Consider the following 23,324-nt stretch of genomic DNA (forward strand, 5'->3'; position numbering starts at 1 on the left):
TCGGCAATGACGCCAACGACACGCACGTATTGCCGCTCTTCTGCGCAGCGAGTTGCTCGCGTCTGGACTTCGCAGGGTAGTCTCATAGCAGCTTCTGGCCTTGAGTGGCCACAGACTTCGAACGAGACGAACACATCTAACGCTGTTCTACAGCGTTCGCCCGGGGTGTCATGACCCACGAAGCCAGTGTTTAGTGATGGCGGTGGTTGCAGGGTCAGTTGCGCTGATCTGTTTTGGTGCGCCGTTTTTGATGTTACCGATTTGGGATAGCGAGGGGCTTGCAGGTGGGAATAGCATCGAATCCAGTGCGTGACAAAACAATAAGATTCGGTGCAGGCAGATGGTTGACCTGACCCTTCCTACAGCGACTGCCTCATACAATAAGGTCAACAAAATGAGTGTATCTATCCCGGTCAACAGCTCTACGGAGCTGAAGCGTGGTGCCTTGGGTGTGGGCTTCATCATCTTTTTCGTGGTGTCGGCGGCAAGCCCGCTCAGTGTGATCGCCGGGGGCTTTCCCATTGGTATCATGCTGGGCAACGGCGCCGGTACGCCCGCCCTGTTGGTGCTGGCCCTGCTGGTGTTACTGGCGTTTTCAGTCGGCTACACGACGATGTCTCGCCACGTTGTCAACGCAGGCGGCTTCTATGCCTTCACCTCTCTGGGGTTGGGCGGACTGGCAGGCGGTGCCGCGGGTGTACTGGCGATGTTCGCCTACAACATTCTTCAGGTCGGCCTCTACGGCATGTTTGGTGGCGTGGTCAGCGGCACCATGTCCAGTGTCTTCGGCCTGGACTTGCCCTGGTGGTCCTACTCGCTGATGGCGATGCTCAGCGTCGCGATTCTGGGTTACAGAAAGATCGATCTTTCGGCACGGCTGTTATCGATCATGGTGATTGCCGAGTACCTGGCGATCCTGACGCTGGACGTTGCCATTCTCAAGACCGGGGGTGACAGCGGCATCAATCTTGATTCATTCGATCGCACACATGTGTTCAGCGGTACGCCGTCCATCGGCCTGCTCTTCTGCTTCGCCGCGTTCATCGGTTTCGAGGCCACGACCATTTATGGTGAGGAGGCCAAGGATCCAAAGCGTACGATCCCTATTGCGACCTATTGCTCGGTACTGTTGATCGGCGGCTTTTATGCGTTGTCGATCTGGGCAATGGTCATCGGTGTCGGCGCAGACAAGATCGTGCCGACACTTCAGGCCCTGCAAGATCCGACCACCTTTATCTATGGCATGTCCGACCACTTCGTCGGGCCGCAGCTGACCCAGATCATCCGGGTGTTGTTCATGGTCAGTATCTATGCCGGTCTGCTGGCGTTTCACAACGCGGCGGCGCGTTACTTTTACGCCATTGGACGCGACGGTTTGCTGCCTAGCCAGTTGGGCACCACCCATCGTGTGCACCAGAGTCCTCACATGGGGTCAGCCCTGCAGAGTCTGATTGCTGCAGTCGTGGTGCTGATTTTCGCGGCAATGGATGCCGACCCGATTCTGCAGTTGTTCGCCTGGCTCTCCAACCTGGCCACGCTGTGCGTGATCCTGTTGATGGCGCTGACCTCGGCTGCTGTGTTCGTTTATTTCCAGCGTCATCCGCAGCTCAAACTCGGTATCTGGCGTGGCCGGATACTGCCGGGCTTTTCGTGCCTGGCCTTGCTGGCGGTGCTGGTGCTTGCCGTCGTGCATTTCGACGTGCTGACCGGGGCCAGCAAGCTGATGTCCTACGGCCTTTGCGCGGTCATTCCCTGTGCCCTGATCGGCGGCGTGATCCTGGCCATGCGACTGCGCAAGCGGTCACCGGAGCGCTTTGCGGCACTGGGCAGCCACACGCTTTAGCGCGTCACGCGACACCTCTCCATCCCTCAAGTCAATACCGGTCTGCCGCTGTTCGGGACGTCCCGTCGGTGCGCGAAAGGAAGGTTCTTTATGCACGTCTATAAAATGCTCATCAATGGTGTTCAGGTTGAAGGTGACAGAGGCCACTTTCACGTCGTCAATCCGGCGACCGGCATCGCGTTTGCGCAATGTCCTGCCGGGTCGCTGGCTCAACTGGATCAGGCCGTCGACGCGGCGCAGACGGCATTCAAGGCGTGGCGCCATTCTACGCATCAGGACCGCCGCGAGCGGCTGCTGCGCATCGCTGTCGATATCGAGCAGCACGCCCAGGAACTGGCCCGACTGATCGTTCTGGAGCAAGGCAAGCCGCTGGCGCTCGCGCTCTCCGAGGTCATGGGGGCGGTGGCCTGGACTCGCTATGCTGCCGAACAGCAGATCCCGGTTGAGCTGATAGAGGAAACCCCTGCCCAGCGCATCGAGCTGCATCGCAAACCCTTGGGCGTAGTGGCGTCCATCACGCCCTGGAACTGGCCTTTCATGATTGCGGTCTGGCACATCATGCCGGCGTTGCGTGCGGGTAACTGTGTGATCAGCAAGCCTTCAAGCCTCACGCCGCTCAGCACCCTGGGCCTGGTAGAGATCATCGCTCGTCATGTGCCGCAAGGCGTGATCAACGTCGTGACGGGAGAGCAAGGGTTTGGCAGCGCCATAACGTCGCATGCCGGTATCGATAAGATCGTGTTCACCGGCTCGACGGCGACAGGCCAGAGTGTCATGCGCGGCGCGGCCGGCAATCTCAAACGCCTGACCCTGGAGCTGGGAGGCAATGATGCGGCAATCGTGCTGCCCGGCACGCCGGTCGATGACGTGGCCGAGGACATTTTTCAGGCAGCGTTTCTCAACATGGGCCAGACCTGTGCGGCGCTAAAGCGTCTCTATGTTCACGCCTCGCAGTACGAAGACTTTGCCAGGGCGCTGACGCTCATCGCTGCGCGTCAGGTGGTGGGTGACGGGCTGCAACCTGGCGTCGACTTTGGTCCTGTGCAGAACCTTGAGCAACTGCAACTGGTCGAGACGCTGGTTGCCGACGCAAGGTCTCAGGGTGCCCGAGTGCTGTGCGGCGGGGCCCGTCTGGAGCGCCCAGGCTTTTTCTACCCACCGACCCTGGTGGCGGATGTCACGGATGGTCAGCGTCTGGTCGATGAAGAACAGTTCGGCCCGGTCTTGCCGCTGATTGCCTATCAGGATGTGGAGGACGTGTTATGCCGGGCCAATGCCAGCGACATGGCGTTGGGCGGCTCGGTCTGGGGCCACGATACCGATCATGCACAAGCGCTGGCCAGTCGGCTGGAAAGCGGCGTCGCGTGGGTCAACTGCCACGCACAGATCCAGCCGAACACGCCATTCGGCGGCAGCAAGATGTCAGGGTTTGGTGTCGAGTTCGGTCTCGAAGGCCTACTGGAATTCACCGGCCAGCAACTTCTGTTTATCCGCAAGCGCGACGCTCAGTGAGGGAGTGAATCATGTACGAGACGTATAAGACCGCACAGAAAAAATTCTGGCACCCGATGGGTTCTTCAGCACCCGAAAACCGATCCAGAACGTTGATCATCGCCAGCGGAGACGGTAACTGCATCACCGATGTAGAGGGTCACCGAATGCTCGACGGCGTAGGCGGCTTGTGGAATGTGAACGTGGGCCACAATCGTGCGTCAGTCAAAGCGGCCATTGCGGCACAGCTGGACGAACTGGCCTATTACCAGACCTTCGACGGCATTGCCCACCCTCGGGTATTCGACCTGGCCGAGCGACTGACCTCAATGTTCGCTCAGGAGAACATGACGCGGGTGTTGTTCAGTTCGGGCGGCTCCGACGCCGTCGAGACGGCTCTGAAGATGGCGCGTCAGTACTGGGTCGCCAGCGGCGAGCCGGGGCGCACACGGTTTTTGTCGTTGCGCAACGGTTACCACGGCGTACACATGGGCGGTACGTCTGTGGGCGGCAATGGCGTCTATCACTACAACCACGGGCAATTACTGGCTGGTTGTCATTTGCTCGATACGCCCTGGCTGTATCGCAACCCTTGGGATTGCCGTGACCCGGACGAGTTGACTCACCATTGTATTCGCCAGCTTGAAGATCAGATCGCCTTGCTCGGGGCGCAAACCATTGCCGCGCTGATCGCCGAGCCGGTGCAGGGCGCTGGCGGGGTCATCGTGCCGCCCGAGCGCTACTGGAAGCGTCTGCGCGAGGTGTGCGACCGGCACGGGATTCTGTTGATCGCCGACGAAGTGGTGACGGGGTTCGGTCGCTCGGGCTGCATGCTCGGCAGCCGGGGCTGGGGTGTCGCACCTGACATGCTATGCCTGGCCAAAGGCATCACGGCGGGCTATATCCCGATGGGCGCCACCGTCTTTAACCAGCGGATCGTCGACGCCATCGAGAATGGCCCAGGCTTCAGCAGCGTGATCATGCACGGATACACCTACAGCGGGCATCCGGTGGCCTGCGCCGCAGCGCTGGCAGTTCTGGACATCGTGGAAGCCGAGGATCTGCCAGGCAACGCCGCCACCGTCGGCACTCGTCTATTGGAGCAGTTGCAGCCGCTGACCGAGCGTTACGAGGTGGTCGGCGAAGTACGCGGCAAAGGCTTGATGATTGCGTTGGATCTGGTCGTGGACAAAACCACCCGTCAACCAATAGACCCGGCCGCCGGTCACGCCTCTCGTATCGCCGAAGAAGCTCGCCGGGCCGGTGTGCTGGTGCGCCCGATAGGCAACAAAATTGTGCTGTCACCCCCGCTGACCCTCACACCTGATGAAGCGGATCTGATCGTCTACGCGCTTGATACAGCGCTTGCCACCTGCCGCTAGCGCACAAACGTCCGGTGCGGCAAGCCCGCACCGGCACAAGCCAACACCTGAAAAACACTCTAAAGACGATCATAAGGAGCTTCAGCCATGCGGCATCCGTCAGGTATCCCGTTGTTCAGTCGCGGGCTGTTCTACACGCTGGCGCTCTCGGCCGCCAGCCAGGTCCACGCGTATGAGTTGTATGGCGATGAGAGTCGTCATCTCAATGCCGATGTGCTGGCCGTATTCGGTCACTTCAACAGTCGCAAGAACTATGATGGCGCGCCAGGGGGATCCACCTGGAATGAAGGCTTTATCAAGTACGGCTTGAGTGGTGATCAGGCGTTGAAGGATAACGGCACCGCTTATGGCGCATTCAGTCTGGTCAGTTCAGGGACGTGGGGTGACGGTGACCCTGCCGGGAACACGCTGGGTACGGAGCGTAAGACGAACATCGAAGAGGCGTATCTGGGCTGGCGCTCGGCTGATCTGTTTCCGGCGTTGGGCAAGGACGGCGTCGATTTTTCCGTCGGGCGTCAGGTGGTCAAGGTGGGCAGAGGGTTTCTGATCAACGATGACGGCCCCAACCTCGGAAAAGGTCCGGCAGACGGCCGTCTGGATCGCGGGGGAGCCTATTATCTGGCGGCTCGGCATGCGTTCGATCAGACCGCCGTATTGCGTCTGGGTGGGCAGGAGGGGTGGCACGGCAGCGCGTTATGGCTCAAGTCCGATAACCGCGCTCAAGCCGAAACCGAACTGGCTGCCGGTACGCTGGATTACACCGCCAAGGCGGGCACACTCGGGCTGACTTGGGTACATGGGCTTGATGTGAATGATCGATGGGCCAATGCGCTCCAGACGCAACGCAAGGACATGGACATCTACAGTGTTCGCGGTGAAGGCGATGCAGGGATCGAGCATGCAAGCTTTGCGTTCGAGTACGCCTGGCAGGACAAGGACAGCGGCCCACAGAACGCCTGGTATGGCGAGGCGGGGTATACCTTTGCAGAGGTTGCCTGGGCACCGAAACTGACCTATCGCTATACCCGTTATTCGCAGCAGTGGGACGCGTTGTTTACTGGTCTGAGTACCGGCTATGGGACCTGGTTTCAAGGTGAGGTCGCTGGCAACTATGCCGGGCCGTTCAATAGCAACGTCGGTATTCATCACCTGGGCCTCAAGGCGACGCCATTGGAAAATCTCACCCTTGGTGCGCTGTACTTCGATTACAACACTGTGCGCAAACGCAACGCGCTTGATCTGGACGGTCGAGAGCTGGACCTCTACGCCGAGTGGGCGGTTAACCCGCACCTGATCATCACGCCGCTCGTAGGGCTTTACAAACCGAAACAGGATGCGGGCACAGGCGGCAATCAGGTAGGCGGCAACGGCACCAATCTGTACAGCCAACTGACCCTCGCCGTTCCGTTCTGACCGTGCACGAGCCGTAATCTATTGTGGGATGAGAGGTGGCTCGACAGCGATGCGTTCTACCCGGCAGGAATCATCCTTTCGGGTTTTGCATGTTCCAGGCAATGCGCCGGGTTGTGTCCATCACCATGTCGATCACTGTTTCCTGGCGCAGCAGCTTGAAGCTGTTTGTGCTGCCAACAGCAGACAGGCTGCCGACGACCTCGTCGATATCATGGCTGATGATCGGGGCCGCAATGCCGGTCAGGCCGACATTGAGCTCATCGTGGGTCAGGCAATAACCGTCCTTGCGGATCTTTTTGACGGCTTTGGAAAAGCTTGCCCAGTCATAGGGATTGTCCGGCGCCTTGGCCAGGTGCTCGTCGAACAATCGCTGCAGGCGACGACCCTTCTGAAAAGCAATCAGCACCTTGGATTGGGCGCCGCGAAAAAAGGGCAGCGGTTGGCCGCGGCCGAAGGAAAAGCGAAAGGTGTCAGTCGGCTCGGCGATGTAGGTGTTGATGATATGTCCGTCGTAGAAAACGCTGGCGAATACCGCCAACCCCGTTTCCTCCGACAGTTGATGCATCAGATCGCGTCCGGCCACCAGGATCGGGTCGTACTGACGCATCATCCAGTCCAGCTCAATGATGCGCGGTCCCAGGCCATAACTGCCAGCGTCTACTCGGCTGAGCAGGCCTGCATCACACAAATCCTTGACGTAGCGATACACGGTGGCGCGAGACAGCCCCATTCGCTCTGCAATGGTGTCGGGTTCGATCTTCAGTGTCTCGGGACCGAAAAGATCTAGAACACTCAACATTTTACTCAGACTGCTCATTTCGCTCCTAGGGTCGGCTGGCGCTGCATTGGCGGCTCGGTGAGCACTATAGGCAGGCGAACCCGTTAAGGAAAGCCTGCGTACCGCTCAATATTCGTATTCTTTATGGTGAGAAAATAAGTATTTTTCAAGGTTTAAAACGCGTTAAAAATACATAAAATCTCAAAATACGAGTTTTTAGTAAAAAATTAGCTTGTTTGAATAGTTTTCTTGTGTGATAAATCTCGCTCATTGCAAACGCTCGAGTGAGAGGGCAGGAAATGAATGGTGCGCAACTGATCGTGAAGGCTGCGGCGGCAAGTGGTATCGAGTACTGCTTTGCCAATCCGGGAACGACCGAAATTCCTTTGGTAGCGGCTATGGCCAGCGCACCCTCCCTTAAACCGGTGTTGTCCCTGTTCGAAGGTGTCTGCACCGGTGCGGCGGACGGGTATGGTCGGGTGGCCGGCAAACCGGCGATGACCCTGACGCATCTGGGTCCCGGCTTTGCCAATGGCCTTGCCAACCTGCACAACGCCCGTCGAGCCAATACGCCCATCGTCAACGTGATCGGTGATCACGCCTCCTGGCACGTCAACTACGACCCGCCACTGGCCAGCGACATTCAGGCGCTGGCCGGGACCGTTTCCGGCTGGGTGCGGACATCGCGTACCGCGTCAGGCGTGGGTGAGGATTTCCAGGAAGCCGTGCGGGCGGCCTGGCAAGCCAAGGGCCAGATTGCCAGCCTGATTCTGCCGATGGACCTGCAGGCAAATGCCGTCGTGGATCAACGTGCTTTCACTGCCTTGCAGGCGCCTGTCCGGCGTTTTGCAGGCGATCGCGTCGAGGCTGTGGCGCAGGCGCTGCGTGAGGGGCGGCGGCTCTTATTCATAGTGGGCGATCAGGGTTTGTCGGTGGCTGGCCTTGAAGCGGCCGGCCGGTTGGCGCAACTGCCGGGTGTGCGTTTGTTCGCTGAAACCTTCCCGCGGCTGAGCTACCGTGGCGGCGGTTTGCCGGACCTGGATCGTCTGCCGTATTTCCCTGAAGTCGCCATCGAAATTCTGCAGCAGTACGACGCCGTGGTCTGTGCCGGTGTCCCGGAACCCATCAGCTATTTCGGTTACGAAGGCATTCCTTCGCGGTTGGCCGAGCGTGACCGTTTGTTGTCGCTGGCCGAGGTCGGAGATGACGTCGCGGGAGCGCTTGCGGCCCTTGCCGATGCCCTGAACGCGCCGGCTTATAGACCCACGGCATCCGGCGTCGAACTGCCGCCGGGCGATGACGAACTGACGCCGCAGTCAGTGGGGCAAGTTCTGGCCGCCGCGCTGCCGGACGACAGTATCGTGTCCGTGGAAGGCGGAACCTGCGGTTACCCATTCTTCACAGCCTCGGCCCGTGCCGCACGGCATCGGGTGCTCACCAATACCGGCGGTGCAATCGGGCAGGGCATCCCGGTCGGTTTTGGCGCCGCTCTGGCAGAGCGTGGCAATCGGGTGTTCTGCCTGCAATCGGACGGCAGCGCCCAATACACCATTCAGACCCTCTGGAGTATCGCCCGTGAGCAACTGCCGGTGGTGATCCTGATCGCAGCCAACCATCGATACGCCATTTTGCAGAACGAGTTGCGTCGTTTCGGTATGACCGAATTCGGTCCGCAGGCCCTGAGCCTGACCGAACTGGATCGTCCCCGGGTCGACTGGAAAGCCTTGGCTAAAGGTTACGGCGTACCCGCCTGTACGGTGCACACCAATGCGCAATTGCAACGCGCGTTGGCCAATGCAAGCGCCGACAGCGGCCCTTGCCTGATTGAAATGGCGCTGTGAAGGAGCACGTATGAGTCAGATTCAGGTGTTGCCAGCCGTTGAAGCCTTCTTGTCCCGTCCCGGGCAACTGTTCATCGCAGGAACCTGGCAGGACGCGGCCAGCGGTCGGCGTTTTTCTGTCGAGAATCCCGCCACTGAAGGCACGCTCACAGAGGTCGCCGAGGGTGATGAGCGGGACGTGAATGCTGCGGTCGATGCGGCCGTTGCCGCGTTCAACGGCACCTGGCGCCAGGTGTCGCCCGCCCAGCGCAGCCTGCTGATCTTTCGGTTGGCCGAGCTGGTGGATCAGTATCGCGAAGAGTTGGCTCAACTGATCACGCTGGAGAACGGCAAACCGATTGCTGCCGCGCGCGGGGAGGCGGCCAGCGCCGCCAATATTCTGCGGTACTTCGCGGGGTGGCCGACCAAGATAGAAGGCAGCACAGTTCCCGTGTCACCTGCCAGCGGCGCACCGATGCTCAACTACACCCTGCGCGAGCCGGTGGGTGTCTGCGCGTTGATCGTGCCCTGGAACTTTCCGTTGACCATGTGCGTGTGGAAGCTGGGTCCGGTGCTGGCAACCGGGTGTGTGGCAGTGCTTAAGCCTGCCGAACAGACGCCTCTCGTGGCGATCAGGCTGGTGCAACTGATCGAGGCGGCGGGCTTTGCGCCCGGGGTGGTCAACCTGATCACAGGCCTGGGCGCGCAAACCGGCGCTCCGCTGGCGCAGCATCCCGATGTGGACAAGATCGCCTTTACCGGGTCGACCCACGTGGGTCGTCTCATCGCTCAGGCGGCCACCGGCAACATGAAAAAGGTGTCGCTGGAGCTGGGCGGCAAATCGCCCAACATCATTTTGCCGGACGCCGACATCGTTCGCGCCGCCAAGGGTGCCGCCGACGGGATCTTCTATAACCAGGGGCAGGTTTGCACGGCCGGTTCGCGTCTGTACGTACACGCCAGTGTGCTGGATCAGGTCCTCGAAGAGCTTCAGCGCCACGCCAGTGGTTATGTCCTTGGCAGCGGTCTGGACCCGGCTAATAGCATGGGACCGCTGGTGTCTGCCCGGCAGTTGAGCACGGTAAAGGGGTATCTGCAGCGTGGGCAGGAAGAGGGTGCCGAACTGATCTGCGGCGGAGGCCGGCCTGAGCATTTGGATCAGGGCCACTTCATCCAGCCCAGCGTGTTTCTTGACCGTGCCGAGCGCGCCTGTGTCGCCCGTGAAGAAATCTTCGGGCCGGTTCTGACCGTCATGAGCTGGACCGAAATCGATGAGTTGGTGCTGCGCGCCAACGATTCACCCTATGGCCTGGCGGCCGGTCTATGGACCCGTGACTTGCGCTCGGCTCATCGCGTGGCCGCGCAACTGAAAGCCGGATCGGTCTGGATCAACTGCTGGAACGTCGTCGATCCCGCCTCTCCATTCGGCGGTTACAAACAATCCGGCTGGGGCCGGGAAATGGGCAAAAACGTCATCGACGCGTACACCGAAACCAAGAGTGTCTTTGTCGATCTCGCCTGAGCCAACAACCACAAGAGGAACTGCTATGGATCTGGAATTGCAAGGCCGCGTGGCAATCGTCACCGGCGGCGGTATGGGTATCGGCAAGGAGGTCGCACGTTTTCTTTCCCAGGAGGGCTGCAAGGTCGTGATCTGTGCGCGCCGCATGGAGTTCCTGCAGCAGGCTGCCGAGGAGATCACGGCAGAGACGGGTAATGAAGTGCTGCCCCTGTTCTGCGACACCAATCAGATGACGGCTGTGTCGGACATGGTGCGGGCGGCTCACACACATTTCGGTCGTATCGACATTCTGGTCAATGGCGCCGCTGCACCGTCCGGCGTTGTGCGCAATGACATCGAGCATGCCGGCGATGACGAGCTGCTATCGGACCTCAACACCAAGGTGATCGGCTATTTCCGTTGCGCCAAGGCGGTGACACCGCACATGAAAGCCGCAGGCTTCGGTCGCATTATCAACATCGGCGGGCTGACCGGGCGTGGCAGCAAAGTGCTCTCCGGCATGCGCAACCTGGCGATTGCACACATGACCAAAACCCTTTCCGACCAGTTGGGGCCGTCCGGCATCACGGTCAATCTGATCCACCCGGGCGTGGTGGATACCCCACATATCCAGGAGCTTTACGAGCGTGAAGGGGTCAAGCAGGGCAAGACTCCGAAGCAGGTCGAGCAAGGCTATATCGAGGCAACCCCGATTCGCCGCACCCTTGCGCCGATCGAAATGGGCTGGCTGATAGGTTTTCTGGCATCCCCCAAGGCGGGCGCAGTAACCGGTGAGTCGATTGGCATCGACGGCGGTTTGACGCGTGGCATCTTCATCTGAGGAGCAGCAGTGATGAGTAATGGAACCCTTTTGGTCGCCACCGTCGGGCAAGCCGTGATTCGCAGTGCCGACGATGGCCGTACCTGGCATCGCCTGGGGCTTGGACAAGATCTGGAGTTCGACGCGATCACCCGATCCCTGAGCTTCAACCTCGCCCATCCCGAAGTGCTGTACGCGGGCACCGATATCGGTCTTTGTGTCAGCCACGACACGGGAGGTCATTGGCAGCAGGTGGATTCACCGTTCAATGGTCAGACCGTGTGGAAAGTGGCCGTCGACCCGCAGGATGCAACGCGTATTTTCGTCGGCACCGGTGCACCTTCCCGTGCCGTGATGTGGCGCACCCTCGACGGCGGTCAGACCTGGGATCGCGCGCCTGTGGAGATACCCGAGTTCTGCGACGGAGTCAGTCGCCCGCGCTTGCTGGCCTTTGCTTTCGATCCTACGGATCGCAACCAGGTGTGGTTCGGCCTGGAAGAAGGCGGGCTGTTCCATAGCCGCGATGGCGGCGACACCTGGACGCGTGTCGATGACCGGCTGCTGTGGGATTACAACTCCGACATCCACAACATCCTCGTACTGCCCAACCAGGGCCGCAAGGTCATCGTTGTGGTCTGCGTCAACGCCGTGTACCGCAGCCTGGATGAAGGCCTGACGTGGACGGGCATCATCGCCCGTGAAACCTTTGGCTTGTACTACGTGCGTGCCATGAATGCCCCGTTGGGCAGTGACAGTACGCTTTATCTGAGCATCTCCGATGGCACGCCGGGCACGACCAGCAAGGTGCTCGTCTCCCGTGACGCGGCCGTCAGTTGGGAGGTGTTGCCGCTTTCGCAGCAACCCAATTCGTGTATCTGGGCCATTGCGTTCAACCCGGCCGATCCTCGACAGATTGTTGCCGGGACCAAGTACGGCCATCTGTTCACCTCTGAAAATGGCGGCGACAGCTGGCAGAAACAGTGGCGTGAATTCAGCGAGATCGCTGATGTGCTCTGGACGCCTGCGGTGGCGCAGATCAAGTCCGGGCATCAATCCATCGTCCAGAAAAACTGAGGGCGCGCACGATGAAAGTCGAAGTCGTTCGTACTCATCTTTCGCTGTTCGTCAGCGACCCCGAGCTGTCCGCGCGCTGGTACGCCGACATCCTGGGCATGCACGAAAGTGCCCGCGGCGAGAGCTGGGTCATGATGGCGTTTGGTAGCAAGCACCACGACATTGCGTTGATCCGCGCAGAGCCAGGCGCCCATCAGGGCGGCCTGGGCCTGCAGCACTATGGTCTGGAAATCGCTGGCGACATGACGACCCTGCGCCAGCTGTACGGCATGTTGCTCTCCAAGGGCATCGAGGTGGTGAAGATCACAGACCACGAAATCGGTCACGGGGTTTACTTCAACGACCCCGACGGTAATCGCATGGAGTTCTTCCTGGAGACCGAACACGACGACGCCCTCGGCAAGGCCCGTTTCAAGGCCGCCGGAGCGCCCAGCCGAAACTTCAAGCTTGACCCACTTTGAACACGAGGGACATCGGATGAAAACCGCGAACTTTGCCCGCTATCACATTCGCAAATGGTACAGCTTCATCGAAGAAACCCATGCTAACGAAAGCGGTGAGCTGGCAGATGGTGAGCCAGTGTTCAAATACGCCATTGCAGCTGTGATCAGCAATCCGTATGCCGGTCGCTACAGCGAAGCGTTGACGGAGTTGGTGGATGACTCGCCAGCGCTGGGCGAGGAGTTCGGCCGCCGTATTCAGGCATTGGCCGGTCAGCGCACCATCGTGAGCTATGGCAAGGCTTGTCTGGTCGGCAGTCAAGGCGAGTATGAACACGGCAACGCCTTCCTGACCAATCCGGCTGCAGATCCTGTTCGCGAGGCGCTGGGTGGCGGTAAGTCGTGGGTCCCGTCTACCGGCAAGCGTGGCGGTCCGGGTGCGACCATCGATGTGCCGCTGGCCCATAAAGATGCGCTTTATGTGCGTTCGCACTACGACAGCCTGTCTCTTTCGTTCGGTGATGGGCCGTCGCCTGACGAAGTCATCATTATCTGGGCGTTCGCCACCCGCGGGCGCTTGCATGCACGTCTGGGCGGTCTTCAGGCGGCCGACGTCAAGGGCACTGACGGGCTGCATTGAAGCCTGCTGACCGAGGGAGCAGAGCAATGTCTGCAAGCAGCCATTTTTTTACCAATCGCTCGTCGATGCGCCTGCACTATCTGCGCACGGGTGATCCATCCGCAATCCCGGTGGTGCTGTTGCACGGGCTTCGAGCGTACGCGCAGACCTGGGAGTCCCTGGTCGCGGCGCTGGGTGAGCGTTACTGCTGCTACGCGCTGGACCAGCGGGGGCGTGGCTCAAGCGAGTGGGCGGACGCGATCACCTATCGCACTGACGCTTACGTCGCAGATCTGGAAGACCTCGTGGCGCACCTGGGTCTGCAGCGTTTCGTTCTGATCGGGCACTCGCTAGGCGGCACCAATGCGCTGGAGTACACCAGGCTCAATCCGGGACGGCTGCTGGCATTGGTGATCGAAGATATAGGTCCCGGTTCGTCGATCAGTGGCGAGGGTGCGTCGCGCATTCGTCGCGAAATGAGCCAGACACCGCTAGCGTTTGCAGACTGGGAAAGCGCTGCGGCGTTCTGGCGACAGTCGCGCCCGGGCCTGACGCCTGAGGGACTGGCCTCCAGGCTTTCGTTTTCGATGAAAGAAACGCCGACAGGCATCACGTGGCGACATGATCAGAAAGGCATTGCCGAGGCGCGCCTGAGCATCACGCCGACCGATCTGTGGCCAGCCGTCAGAGCGCTGGATTGCCCTGCGCTGTTCATTCGCGGTGCGCGCTCGGACTTCCTTCCCCTGCTAACGCTGAAAGCCATCAAGGCTGCGAATCCGCTGGCCGAAACGCTGGAAATCGCCGATGCGAGCCATTATGTCCATGATGATCAGCCCGACGTGTTCAATCGAGTCGTCACCGATTATCTGCATAGCCAACCCTTGCAACCCCAACAAGAAAGCGGTGACTGACCATGAAGCAGGAAAGAACCCGGGTTGTCATTGTGGGCGCAGGCCCCAATGGAATGACCGCTGCTCATTACATGGGGCTGTACGGCATCGACTGCGTCGTGCTCGAACTGGCTGACGGGATCCTGCCGTATCCCCGCGCGGTGGGCATGGATGACGAAGCATTACGTGTTTTGCAGGGCATCGGCATTGCCGAGCTGGCGGCGCGGGACATGATCAGCAACGTTCCTCTGCGCTACTACAACGCCCGTGGCGTGTGCTTCGCCGAAGTCAAACCGAGCACTGCGCACTACGGCTGGCCCATGCGAAATATTTTCATGCAACAGTTGCTGGAAGGGACCTTGCGCGAGCAACTGGTCAATTACCCGTGCGTCGAGCTGCGCCAGGGTCATGAAATGCTGGAGCTGGAGCAGGATGCCGACACGGTGACCTTGCTGGTGCGTGATGCTCAGGGCGAGGTCTACCGGCTGCAGGCCGACTATGTGGTCGGTGCCGATGGAGGACGCTCCAGTGTGCGCAAACAACTGGGCATCGAGCTGTTGGGGCTGACTCATCCTCGTAAATGGGTCGTCGTGGACACGGCCAACGACACCCTGGATGCACCCTACACGGCGCTGCACGCCGACCCTCAACGTCCGTTTGTCTGCATCTACCTGCCTTACCGGCAGCGTCGCTGGGAGTTCATGCTACTGGAAGGCGAGGACGAGGCCGGGATGTGCGAAGAAACCACGATTCGGAACCTGATTCGCGGGCACATTGGCGATGCGGTCGATCAGTTGCAGATCATCCGCATCCGCGCTTATACCCATAATTCGCGTGTGGCGGCGCGTTTCGTCCAGGGGCGTGTGGCGCTGGTAGGCGATGCGGCGCACATTTCCCCGCCCTGGGCCGGCCAAGGTTTGAATTCAGGGTTGCGAGACGTTGCCAACGTGGTCTGGAAACTGGCCGCGATCATTCAAGGCAGGGCCTGTGCCTCGATCTTTTCCAGCTACGACCAGGAGCGGCGAGGGCATGCCACTGACCTGATCGCTCTGGCGGACAACATGGGTGCGGTGTTGGGTTTGACCAACCCGCTCATGGCCGGGGTTCGGGACTGGCTATTTCAGGCTGTGAACAGCGTCGACAACCTGCGTTCTCACCTTCTTGAGTTCAAATTCAAACCGAAGGCCACCATTACCAAAGGGCTGGTTTATCACGAGCGAGCGCAGTTGCATGAGGACGATCTGGTGGGGCAGTTGTTCGTACAGCCCGATATCGAAGATCCACTTGGGCAACGGCGACGCCTCGATGAAGTGCTGGGGCGTTCGTACTCGATACTGGGGTATCGGGTCAATCCGGCTGAACATCTCAGCGAAGAAATGACCGCATATTGGGCTCGCTGGGAGACGCAATTCATCCAGATCAATCGATCCCGCAGTGGGGCGGGGCGTCATCAGCCCTTGAGTGCGCCGGGGATTCTGAGCATCGAGGACGTCGATAACCGCTTGGGTGAATGGTTCTCCAACGTGCGTGACTGCATCGTGGTGGTACGTCCCGACCGCTTTGTCGCAGCCATCACCACCCCCGAACGACTGGACGGCGTACTGCGCAAATTGGCGGAGCAACTTTCATGAATCAGAGCAAGCTAGTCATGAGCCGGCTCCAAGAGGCCAACCGGTCTGTTGAAGCCCTGGAGCCTCTGGCGGCGGACGCCATTGATGTGGTGACAGGTTACTGCATGCAGTGCCAGGCGCTGGATCAGCGTCTGGCTGGCGGCGAGCGTCTCACCGGTTGGAAAATCGCGTTCGCAGGCAGCGCGGCGCAAAAGCGTTTTGGCATCACCGAGCCCGTATTCGGCGCGCTGACCAATGCCATGCGGGTCGACGCGGGAAGTACGGTGAAACTGTCCCGCCTGATAGCGCCGAAACTCGAGGTCGAGCTTGCGTTCGTGTTGGGCCGAACGCTGGTGCCAGGCGATTACGAGGACAGAGACATTCTGGCTGCCATTTCCGACGTCGCTCCCGCATTCGAAATCGCCGATTGCCGGTGGCAGAACTGGCGCTTCGAGGTCGGGGCGTTTCTTGCTGATAATGCTGCATCCGGGCTGTATTGCCTGGGTCCGACAGTTGCCTTTGATCCTGAGGCGCATGCCTGCACGGCCTATGCGCTTCACCGTGGCGAGGTCGCGTGCGGTGCAGGCTATACCGAGGGCCGTGAAGACACGCCTCAGGTCAATCTGTGCTGGTTGATTCGACGCCTGTTGGCAGACGGTCATCCGGTGGAAGCGGGACAAATCGTGTTGTCCGGCGCGCTGCTACCGCCTCTGGACATTCAGCCCGCAGCGTACCGGTTGCAGATGCTTGGCATGGAGTTGGCTCTGGTTTTCGAGGCCGATACTCACGCCGTGTAAGCCGTGGCTGCGGCATGGATGACGCAGCGTTCTGTTACAGGCCGACGGACCATCGCTACGAGGAGGAATGACCATGCTCGCCGAAGTGCGTACTTTCAATGACCCTCAGCAACATGCAGGCTCTATCCCGGGCTGGCAGCAGGTTTATGATCAGTTGGGTCGTGGCTGCCTCTCCAGCGAGCTACATCAATTGTCCGCCGAACGTTTCCAGATGTTCCACGAAGTGCTGGACAAACGGGTGGTGCAACGAGGCTGTGCACCGAGCGGGCGGTTGTGCATCGCGATGTGCCTGGGCTCAGGCAAAGCGCCTGTCATACAAGGGCATCAGGTCGGTGCGCAGAGCGTGGTGCTGCTGCGTGATGCCGAAGAGTTTGTCCTGCACACGCCGGAGGGGACGCACTTTTTCGCCATCAATGTCGACACCGTAAGGTTCGCCCGACTGGCAGCGTTTGAGTTGTCGGATGAGCAACTCAAACGGCTTAAAACCGTGTCCCAGATTACGGTAGATGCAGCCGTGCTGGCACGTGTGCAGCAGCGTGTTTACCCACTGTTTCGTCAACTTTGCAAAACGGCCGACGTCAGTCTTGTGTCGGAAAAAATGTTCGAAGATGTACTGCTCGACAGCTTGCTCGACCTGTTCAGCAACGCGTCCGATGAAGCTCGATGTCGTCGGGGTAACTTTGCCGTCAGCGCCTACCTGGTCAAACGTTGCCAGGCGCTGGCAGTCGCCAGTGGTGACACACCGCTGAGCATCCTCGAGGTGTGCGAGCAGTTGCGCGTGAGCCGCAGGACGTTGCAGAACAGTTTTCAGGCGGTGACCGGAATGCGTCCGGTCGAGTTCCTGCGCAATCTGAGGCTCAACGCAGTCAGGCGGCGTCTGATCGCGACTCGCGCCTCTGCACAAAACGTTGGGGAAATTGCCGTTGCGATGGGCTTTTTTCACCTGAGCCATTTTGCTGCCCATTATCAAGCGTTATTCGGTGAATTGCCTTCGCAGACCTTGAGGGCCGTGCAATGAGACCGTGTGGTAACAGGTATTGATTGCACGCATCTGTGCTGAAAACGGATAACGGCAAGAAACCTGAGTGAATAGCATGAGCCCACCACCTTCGTGGTCAGGGGCATGCGATGACTCATAATAATAAATTAAGTATCAAACGCTTCATGTGCTTGACGCTCTGCCTGATGAGTCTTGGGTCCACCGTTCAGGCCACTGAAAATGGAGCGCCCACGACCTCGTTCGGAGTCTACGATTTCGGTGCGGGCATACTGCCGCCAGCGACGCCTGTGGGCTTGTTCGGCGTGCGGGTCGCGTTCTATTCGGCCAACGTTCAGAAAGACCGTCAAGGCCGGTCGCTGGGCAACAATTTTTCTCTGGACGTCCTGTCCATCGGCGTTGCGTACTTTCGCATGACCGATTATCGAATGCTGGGTGCACGTTTTGGCTACAGCGTGGCAGTGCCCTTTTTCCAGATGGACGCCTCGTTTCGGGTTCAAACCCCTAGCGGTCCTCTGGACCTGAAAGCAGATCCGTTTCGGATGGCCGATATGTCGGTATCGCCGCTGATTCTGCAGTGGGATCTTTCTCCCAACCTGTTTGTGAACGCGCGTTTGCAGGTTCAGGCACCGACGGGCGACTACGACAAGAATCGCCTGATCTCGCCGGGCCTGAACCACTGGACGTTTTCGCCTACGGTCAATGCGACCTACATCACCGACACGGGTTTTGAAGTGTCCAGCAGCCTGCAGACCGATATCAACACCCGCAACCCTGCAACCGACTACAAGAGCGGCGTCGAGTATCGGCATGAGTTTGCGGTCGGTCAGCACGCAGGTCCGTTCACCGTGGGACTGGGCGGCTATTACTACCGGCAGTTTTCCGATGACGATGCGCCAGGGCTGGAAGCGGGCAATCGCTCACGCGTGATCGCAGCAGGCCCTGCAATCAGCTATTTCACACCCGGCATGCCAGCGGCGTGGTTTCATCTCTATAAGGAATTCGGCGCGCGCAACCGTTCCGAGGGCTACACCGTGGCACTGCGCGTCGGCCACAGTTTCTAGCGCAATTGCCATGACTGGCGAGCTTCATTTTCAGCCTTAATCCATACCATCAAGGGCTTTCGCATGAGCGATATTCAGAAGTTGTTGAACGACGAAGACGCGACCGGTCTGGCCGAGTGGGTCAGGCGTGGGGAGGTCGAGCCGATCGATCTGCTGGAGGCGGTGATTGTGCGCATCGAGCAGGTCGAACCCCAGCTCAATGCCATCGCCGAGCGTTTGTATGACTCGGCCCGCAGCGCCGCGCGGGCTCTGAAAAAAGACGAGGGCGCGTTTGCCGGTGTGCCGACGCTCATTAAGGACCTGTTTTCGCCGGTCAACGGCGCAGTGATGAGCAATGGCTCGCTGTCGATGGGTGAATTCCGCGCCAACGTTGATGCTGAAGGCGTCAGCCGTCTGAGACGCGCCGGCTGCGTGTTTGCCGCGACCACCACAGCCCCGGAATTCGGTACGTCCTATTCCACCGAATCGACACGCTTCGGCGCAACGCGCAACCCCTGGAATCCTGAGCACAGCGCCGGAGGTTCCAGTGGGGGAGCCGCAGCCTTGGTCGCGGCCCGGGTCGTGCCGTTTGCCCACGGCAATGACGGTGGCGGTTCGTTGCGGGTACCCGCATCCTGCTGCGGCGTCTTCGGCTTCAAACCCAGTCGTGGTCTGATGCCTTCCGGCCCGATGGTGGGCGAGGGGTGGGCAGGCCTGAGCACCGCCCATGCAATTACCCTGACGGTACGCGACAGCGCGGCCTTGCTGGATGCTACGGCGGGCATGGACCTGGGGGCGCCCTACGCAGGGCCCGTACAGAGCCTGCCTTACCTCAGCGCCGTGCAACGTGACCCCAAAACATTGCGCATCGCCCTCATCGAACAGTCAGGCAGTTGGCCCACGTCGGCCGAGAGCCTGGCGGCGGTGCGTGAGGCCGCGCAGTTGTGCGAGTCCCTCGGGCACCGGATCGAACCGGTCAGCCTGCCCGTCGTCTTGCCTGAGTTCCTGGACCATGTTTTCACGATCATCGGAGCCAATACTCGCAACCATGTCGACCTGATGGGGCGCATGCGTGGCTTCGGCGTGCAGGATCAGGAACTCGAAGCCCGCACGCGCATCATTCTGCGCGACAAGGGCGGCGTCAGCGGTGCGCAGTACACCGCCGCTGTGGAGTGGGTTCACGGGCTGGGCCGCCAGTTGGCGAGGTTCATGCTGAATTACGACGTGATTCTCTCACCTGTGCTGACGCGCGAGCCTGCACGCATTGGCGAGCTGGTCATCGCCGATGACAGCATGCGCCTGGACGAGATGCTTGAGCGCTCTCACAGTTACTCGCCATTCGCGGCGCTATTCAATGCCAGTGGTCAACCGGCGATGTCGGTGCCTTTGTCCTGGAGCGCGACGGGGCTGCCAATGGGCGCACATTTCGCCGGGCGGTTCGGTGAGGAAAGCACACTGCTGGGGCTCGCCGCGCAACTGGAGCGCGCCCAGCCGTGGCGTGGACGCGTGCCGGTGGTCAATGCCTGTCGTTTGTGACAGCCCGTTTTCCATTATCGGGCTGGCCGACCAATGCAAGCTTTGCCAGCCTGTTGTCAAGGCCCATGTGTCCCAAAGCAGATGTTCGGCGATCCCCGGCCACGTCCATGTGAATCGCCAGACGTTGGCCGCAGATCCGTCAGGCACCCGTGACTACACCCGCTTCAAGAGGTCGGCTGAGGAATGAAATTCCTCAGCCGCGTTCTGGCGCCAGTTCACAGGATCGCGCAGATAGTGTGACAGCATCCAGTAAATGGCCACCGCCTGCTCATCTTCGGAGTTTTCGGGGATCTCATAACCCAAAAGCCTCAGACCCTGTGCGATGGACATGCAACTGAAGTTCGCTCTGCCAAGGATGTATCGCAGATCATCGTCAAGCGGTAGATGGCCTGGGCCTGTGATCAACTCACGAAGTTCTTGCACCGCCGCCGACTGATCAGGACACGGCAGTTCGTCGATTTTTGCCAGCCGTTCCAGCAGAGAGGACGGCACTAATTCACATCTGTTGTTCATGCTAACTCCGGGTCGCACTGTTCGATCATCCTCCTTGATTTGCATCGGTATTCTCGTTTGCACGTGGGCAAAAATCCTTGTTTTACGGTACAGCGGGCATATGGCTTTAATATCTTGATTCATTACGTGAATAATATTAGATGGCCATATTATATTGTAGGCTCTCTATTTATAGGGTTGTTAAAAACAGTACAAGTTCGTTTAATTGAATGCTGATTTGTATGAGCGGTATCTGGACGAATCGCCTTATGCCTGAGTGCTGCGTATGCCTTTGAAACTGAGGGTGGCCAGTATGTCCGGCGGTCGGTCTGACGTTGAGAAAGCACAACTTCACTGGTTGCGTCCGGTCATTTCGTAAGAGCCTTGAGCGAGGGCTTACCGTTCGTTTGGCAGGGAGGAAATCAACGTGTTAGATGAAGCGACTGTCCGAGAAAAAGCCTATGAGCTCTGGGAACAGGCGGGCCGCCCGGAGGGAGGAGATCTTGCGTTCTGGGATCAGGCTCGACATCAACTTGAGGCGGACCAGCCCCCGCCGGACGTCGACCTGCTGGATTCAGCGGAGCGGATAGGGTCTAGCGGCGAGCAATCTGCAGGCTAGCGGTTGCCTGGCTTGCGAGGAGGGGGCAATAGCTGCGCCCGGTGGGTGACACTGGGCGCAGGCTGCTTGAACAGCGTGGCTGTGAGCAGGGTCACGCTGTGTTTTACGCCGTTCTGGACGTAGTGAAATTCGAAACGGGCAGGGATGTTCATGAGGCTGCTCTCTTGTTGTGCCGCTCAGGGCAATCAGCAATTGCCCTGAGCGGTCATATTCAGTCGACCTGTGCCAGAACGTTCTCTTTGAGGATGGTGCGGATCGCACTCAAGTGCTCTTCTTCCTCACGCAATGCCCGTTCGAAGTCGCTGGCGATCATCGGATGCCCGGCCTTGCGAGTGAGTTCAATCAACATGGCCCAGGCGTCATTGTCCTCAAGCTCAAGGGTCAGTATGGCGCTCAGGCATTGCGAGGTGGTGGTGCGCGGATCGGTCAGCACCTGCATCACGCCCTGTGATTTGACGGCAACCACATCGGCGCAGGGCGTCATAGCGGTTGGGTCGCCCCCCAGCGTCTCGATCGCCTTGCGCAGGACTGCCATGTGCTCGTCTTCTTCCTGCTGGATTTGGCGAAGCGTATCGACCAGAACACTGTCCGAACCTTTGTCCGCCACCGCCTTGGCGATCATGGCTTCGTACATGCGCACGCCGGTGCGTTCGAACGCCAGACGCTCGCCCAGCTTGTCCACCAGCACCTCAGGATTCTTGCCGCGCAACTTGTCCAGTGCTGTTTTGACCATCCCCTTGAGTGAGCCGGGAATCGGTACGGACCCCACATTGTCCGCCTGGTCAATGGCTTCACGCCGTTCCTGGGTCAGTTGTTCGATGCTCCCGGGCACATCGGCCGGGTACTGTTGTGTGGCTTCGATTTGTTTTTTTGTGTCATCGGGAGACAGTTGGACAGGTGTACGGTTGAGGCCAAGTTTCAATTCAGGACGGTTCATGACGGTTCCCCCACGCGCTTACAGAGTGTGATTGAGTTCGGTGCCGGGCTGCCAGTTGTAACCGGCAGACGCCACGTCTGCCGGCACGCCTTGTGCGTTGAGGCGAGCGCGGTACTCAAGTGAGGCCTGGCTTTCTTCCTGCTTGTGGACGTAGTCGATCCCATGCGCCCGCAGGTCGACTTCTGCCGCCAGCGTAGCCCGCACAAAGTCTCTCTGGCTCTTGAAGGCCATCATCTCGGGCAATTGTCCACCCAGGATCTCAGCCGGATCGCGGCGTTCATGGGTCTTGAACAGCTTGCAGGCCAGGTTCAGATGCCCCAGTTCATAATCGACGAAACGTTCCCACAGGGCCTTGATGCGCGGGTTTTCCTCCTGCTCGGCACAACTGGCGTAGGCATAGACTTCCATCGCTTCATGGATCAACCACTTCTCCATGAAGGTTTCACCGGGGTCCTGCAGCGAACCGTACTGAGTGACGTGCTGCTCCTCCACCGAGGCGATTTCTGCGTAAAGAGCGCGTGCCACAGGGTCGGCAAAGGTGGGGCCGATGTTCATGTAATAGTCATGAGTCTGGTATTCGGCGGCTGTGATCAGCGCTGCGTGGATCTTGGTAATCAGTTGCGCTTCATCCTTGCCGTAGTTATCGCGCACGTCGTCCTGTGGGGCGCGATGGTGCTCGCTGGTCGGGCGCCCCGGAATGAGGTCGGTGTAGCCCTGGAGAATGTTATTCGCGTCCTTGCCCTCCAGCCGGTCGAGCATGGCCGAGTAGCGGTAAAGATGGTCGAAATCCTCAAGCAGCCCGAACCGGTAGGTTTGTGCCTGATAGGGATCAGGCTCGGTCTGGGCGACGGCGGCTGTGATCTCGATGGCCGTCTGCTCGTAGGCGACGGTGGTTTCCAGAGGCGAGTGATCTGCCGACAATAGCCAGTTGACCATCGTCATCTGGTGCTGCTCTGCGCGCCGGATCCGGGCGAGCGGTTCGCGCAGTTCCTTGTGAAACCGCGAGCCGAAATGCTTCAGGCGCAGTGCGTCCGATTCGACCCCGTTCATCAGAATGACCCGCACCCGAGTGAAGGCGTCGTCGTCCAGTTTGGAAATCGGCTTGCCAGCCATTTCCTTCCATGTGAACTGCTGTTTGTCGATCGGCGTGCCTGTGTTATCGAGCAGATTTGAAAGTGATGTCATGCGCGTTCTCCCATCGTCAGGCTCGGGATGAACCTGT

General features: G+C 59.7%; 22 protein-coding genes. 17 read left to right on the forward strand and 5 right to left on the reverse strand.

Going from position 1 to position 23,324, the window contains the following annotated elements:
* The first annotated feature begins 394 nt into the window (after positions 1-394).
* From ALP40_RS04605 to ALP40_RS04620, 4 genes are all read left to right on the forward strand, one after another.
* Entirely contained in the window at positions 395-1,843 is a 1,449-nt protein-coding gene (locus tag ALP40_RS04605) for an APC family permease (RefSeq protein ID WP_122207435.1), read from the forward strand.
* A gap of 90 nt (positions 1,844-1,933) precedes the next feature.
* Complete coding sequence (locus ALP40_RS04610; protein WP_122207088.1) at positions 1,934-3,355, forward strand: aldehyde dehydrogenase family protein; 1,422 nt, start codon at positions 1,934-1,936, stop codon at positions 3,353-3,355.
* A gap of 11 nt (positions 3,356-3,366) precedes the next feature.
* Entirely contained in the window at positions 3,367-4,716 is a 1,350-nt protein-coding gene (locus ALP40_RS04615) for an aminotransferase class III-fold pyridoxal phosphate-dependent enzyme (protein ID WP_122207089.1), read from the forward strand.
* Between the two features lie 87 nt (positions 4,717-4,803).
* Positions 4,804-6,129, forward strand: coding sequence for a hypothetical protein (locus ALP40_RS04620; RefSeq protein ID WP_122207090.1), 1,326 nt, complete (start codon positions 4,804-4,806; stop codon positions 6,127-6,129).
* Between the two features lie 70 nt (positions 6,130-6,199).
* Here the strand turns inward: ALP40_RS04620 and ALP40_RS04625 are convergent, their stop codons facing one another.
* A complete protein-coding gene (locus ALP40_RS04625; protein ID WP_122207091.1) occupies positions 6,200-6,946 on the reverse strand; it encodes an IclR family transcriptional regulator in 747 nt (248 codons plus the stop codon).
* Between the two features lie 260 nt (positions 6,947-7,206).
* Here ALP40_RS04625 and ALP40_RS04630 point away from each other — a divergent pair, with 260 nt between their 5' ends.
* From ALP40_RS04630 to ALP40_RS04685, 12 genes are all read left to right on the forward strand, one after another.
* Positions 7,207-8,748 carry an acetolactate synthase large subunit gene (locus ALP40_RS04630; protein ID WP_122207092.1) on the forward strand — a complete coding sequence of 514 codons (1,542 nt, stop codon included), beginning with the start codon at positions 7,207-7,209 and terminating at the stop codon, positions 8,746-8,748.
* 10 nt (positions 8,749-8,758) lie between these two features.
* Positions 8,759-10,249, forward strand: a complete 1,491-nt coding sequence (locus tag ALP40_RS04635) for an aldehyde dehydrogenase family protein (RefSeq protein WP_122207093.1) — start codon at positions 8,759-8,761, stop codon at positions 10,247-10,249.
* Positions 10,250-10,274: 25 nt separating this feature from the next.
* Positions 10,275-11,069, forward strand: a complete 795-nt coding sequence (locus ALP40_RS04640; protein ID WP_122207094.1) for an SDR family NAD(P)-dependent oxidoreductase — start codon at positions 10,275-10,277, stop codon at positions 11,067-11,069.
* 12 nt (positions 11,070-11,081) lie between these two features.
* A complete protein-coding gene (locus tag ALP40_RS04645) occupies positions 11,082-12,122 on the forward strand; it encodes a VPS10 domain-containing protein (protein WP_122207095.1) in 1,041 nt (346 codons plus the stop codon).
* Between the two features lie 11 nt (positions 12,123-12,133).
* Positions 12,134-12,583 (forward strand): VOC family protein, encoded by a 450-nt coding sequence (locus ALP40_RS04650; RefSeq protein WP_122207096.1) that lies wholly within the window; start codon positions 12,134-12,136, stop codon positions 12,581-12,583.
* Between the two features lie 16 nt (positions 12,584-12,599).
* Positions 12,600-13,202, forward strand: coding sequence for an amino acid synthesis family protein (locus tag ALP40_RS04655; protein ID WP_122207097.1), 603 nt, complete (start codon positions 12,600-12,602; stop codon positions 13,200-13,202).
* A 26-nt stretch (positions 13,203-13,228) separates the two neighbouring features.
* Positions 13,229-14,092 (forward strand): alpha/beta fold hydrolase, encoded by an 864-nt coding sequence (locus ALP40_RS04660; RefSeq protein ID WP_122207098.1) that lies wholly within the window; start codon positions 13,229-13,231, stop codon positions 14,090-14,092.
* A gap of 2 nt (positions 14,093-14,094) precedes the next feature.
* A complete protein-coding gene (locus tag ALP40_RS04665) occupies positions 14,095-15,702 on the forward strand; it encodes a bifunctional 3-(3-hydroxy-phenyl)propionate/3-hydroxycinnamic acid hydroxylase (protein WP_122207099.1) in 1,608 nt (535 codons plus the stop codon).
* Positions 15,699-16,478: a 2-keto-4-pentenoate hydratase gene (locus ALP40_RS04670; RefSeq protein WP_122207100.1), complete on the forward strand. Its 780-nt coding sequence runs from the start codon at positions 15,699-15,701 to the stop codon at positions 16,476-16,478. The genes ALP40_RS04665 and ALP40_RS04670 overlap by 4 nt, the downstream gene beginning before the upstream one ends.
* A 73-nt stretch (positions 16,479-16,551) precedes the next feature.
* Positions 16,552-17,496: a helix-turn-helix domain-containing protein gene (locus ALP40_RS04675; protein ID WP_122207101.1), complete on the forward strand. Its 945-nt coding sequence runs from the start codon at positions 16,552-16,554 to the stop codon at positions 17,494-17,496.
* Positions 17,497-17,606: 110 nt separating this feature from the next.
* Complete coding sequence (locus tag ALP40_RS04680; RefSeq protein ID WP_122207102.1) at positions 17,607-18,539, forward strand: transporter; 933 nt, start codon at positions 17,607-17,609, stop codon at positions 18,537-18,539.
* A 63-nt stretch (positions 18,540-18,602) separates the two neighbouring features.
* A complete protein-coding gene (locus ALP40_RS04685) occupies positions 18,603-20,054 on the forward strand; it encodes an amidase (RefSeq protein WP_122207103.1) in 1,452 nt (483 codons plus the stop codon).
* A gap of 153 nt (positions 20,055-20,207) precedes the next feature.
* On the opposite strand, the gene ALP40_RS04690 is transcribed toward ALP40_RS04685, so the two are convergent.
* Entirely contained in the window at positions 20,208-20,567 is a 360-nt protein-coding gene (locus ALP40_RS04690) for a hypothetical protein (protein ID WP_122207104.1), read from the reverse strand.
* 406 nt (positions 20,568-20,973) lie between these two features.
* Here ALP40_RS04690 and ALP40_RS26015 point away from each other — a divergent pair, with 406 nt between their 5' ends.
* Positions 20,974-21,165 carry a DUF2934 domain-containing protein gene (locus tag ALP40_RS26015; protein WP_183135992.1) on the forward strand — a complete coding sequence of 64 codons (192 nt, stop codon included), beginning with the start codon at positions 20,974-20,976 and terminating at the stop codon, positions 21,163-21,165.
* On the opposite strand, the gene ALP40_RS25485 is transcribed toward ALP40_RS26015, so the two are convergent.
* The 3 genes from ALP40_RS25485 to ALP40_RS04705 are packed head-to-tail and all read right to left on the reverse strand — an operon-like array spanning position 21,162 to position 23,287.
* A complete protein-coding gene (locus ALP40_RS25485) occupies positions 21,162-21,317 on the reverse strand; it encodes a hypothetical protein (RefSeq protein WP_181112621.1) in 156 nt (51 codons plus the stop codon). The two genes, ALP40_RS26015 and ALP40_RS25485, sit on opposite strands and share 4 nt — an antisense overlap.
* 59 nt (positions 21,318-21,376) lie before the next feature.
* Positions 21,377-22,102 (reverse strand): DUF892 family protein, encoded by a 726-nt coding sequence (locus ALP40_RS04700; RefSeq protein WP_122207106.1) that lies wholly within the window; start codon positions 22,100-22,102, stop codon positions 21,377-21,379.
* A gap of 18 nt (positions 22,103-22,120) precedes the next feature.
* A complete protein-coding gene (locus tag ALP40_RS04705) occupies positions 22,121-23,287 on the reverse strand; it encodes a hypothetical protein (RefSeq protein WP_122207107.1) in 1,167 nt (388 codons plus the stop codon).
* Positions 23,288-23,324 lie beyond the last annotated feature (37 nt).

This window comes from Pseudomonas viridiflava (assembly GCF_003702045.1).
Taxonomy (GTDB): domain Bacteria; phylum Pseudomonadota; class Gammaproteobacteria; order Pseudomonadales; family Pseudomonadaceae; genus Aquipseudomonas; species Aquipseudomonas viridiflava_C.

Coding starts and splice junctions, on each gene's coding strand:
- ALP40_RS04605 (WP_122207435.1), top strand. CDS start 395: ATGAGTGTATCTATCCCGGTCAACAGCTCTACGGAGCTGAAGCGTGGT.
- ALP40_RS04610 (WP_122207088.1), top strand. CDS start 1,934: ATGCACGTCTATAAAATGCTCATCAATGGTGTTCAGGTTGAAGGTGAC.
- ALP40_RS04615 (WP_122207089.1), top strand. CDS start 3,367: ATGTACGAGACGTATAAGACCGCACAGAAAAAATTCTGGCACCCGATG.
- ALP40_RS04620 (WP_122207090.1), top strand. CDS start 4,804: ATGCGGCATCCGTCAGGTATCCCGTTGTTCAGTCGCGGGCTGTTCTAC.
- ALP40_RS04625 (WP_122207091.1), bottom strand. CDS start 6,946: ATGAGCAGTCTGAGTAAAATGTTGAGTGTTCTAGATCTTTTCGGTCCC.
- ALP40_RS04630 (WP_122207092.1), top strand. CDS start 7,207: ATGAATGGTGCGCAACTGATCGTGAAGGCTGCGGCGGCAAGTGGTATC.
- ALP40_RS04635 (WP_122207093.1), top strand. CDS start 8,759: ATGAGTCAGATTCAGGTGTTGCCAGCCGTTGAAGCCTTCTTGTCCCGT.
- ALP40_RS04640 (WP_122207094.1), top strand. CDS start 10,275: ATGGATCTGGAATTGCAAGGCCGCGTGGCAATCGTCACCGGCGGCGGT.
- ALP40_RS04645 (WP_122207095.1), top strand. CDS start 11,082: ATGAGTAATGGAACCCTTTTGGTCGCCACCGTCGGGCAAGCCGTGATT.
- ALP40_RS04650 (WP_122207096.1), top strand. CDS start 12,134: ATGAAAGTCGAAGTCGTTCGTACTCATCTTTCGCTGTTCGTCAGCGAC.
- ALP40_RS04655 (WP_122207097.1), top strand. CDS start 12,600: ATGAAAACCGCGAACTTTGCCCGCTATCACATTCGCAAATGGTACAGC.
- ALP40_RS04660 (WP_122207098.1), top strand. CDS start 13,229: ATGTCTGCAAGCAGCCATTTTTTTACCAATCGCTCGTCGATGCGCCTG.
- ALP40_RS04665 (WP_122207099.1), top strand. CDS start 14,095: ATGAAGCAGGAAAGAACCCGGGTTGTCATTGTGGGCGCAGGCCCCAAT.
- ALP40_RS04670 (WP_122207100.1), top strand. CDS start 15,699: ATGAATCAGAGCAAGCTAGTCATGAGCCGGCTCCAAGAGGCCAACCGG.
- ALP40_RS04675 (WP_122207101.1), top strand. CDS start 16,552: ATGCTCGCCGAAGTGCGTACTTTCAATGACCCTCAGCAACATGCAGGC.
- ALP40_RS04680 (WP_122207102.1), top strand. CDS start 17,607: ATGACTCATAATAATAAATTAAGTATCAAACGCTTCATGTGCTTGACG.
- ALP40_RS04685 (WP_122207103.1), top strand. CDS start 18,603: ATGAGCGATATTCAGAAGTTGTTGAACGACGAAGACGCGACCGGTCTG.
- ALP40_RS04690 (WP_122207104.1), bottom strand. CDS start 20,567: ATGAACAACAGATGTGAATTAGTGCCGTCCTCTCTGCTGGAACGGCTG.
- ALP40_RS25485 (WP_181112621.1), bottom strand. CDS start 21,317: ATGAACATCCCTGCCCGTTTCGAATTTCACTACGTCCAGAACGGCGTA.
- ALP40_RS04700 (WP_122207106.1), bottom strand. CDS start 22,102: ATGAACCGTCCTGAATTGAAACTTGGCCTCAACCGTACACCTGTCCAA.
- ALP40_RS04705 (WP_122207107.1), bottom strand. CDS start 23,287: ATGACATCACTTTCAAATCTGCTCGATAACACAGGCACGCCGATCGAC.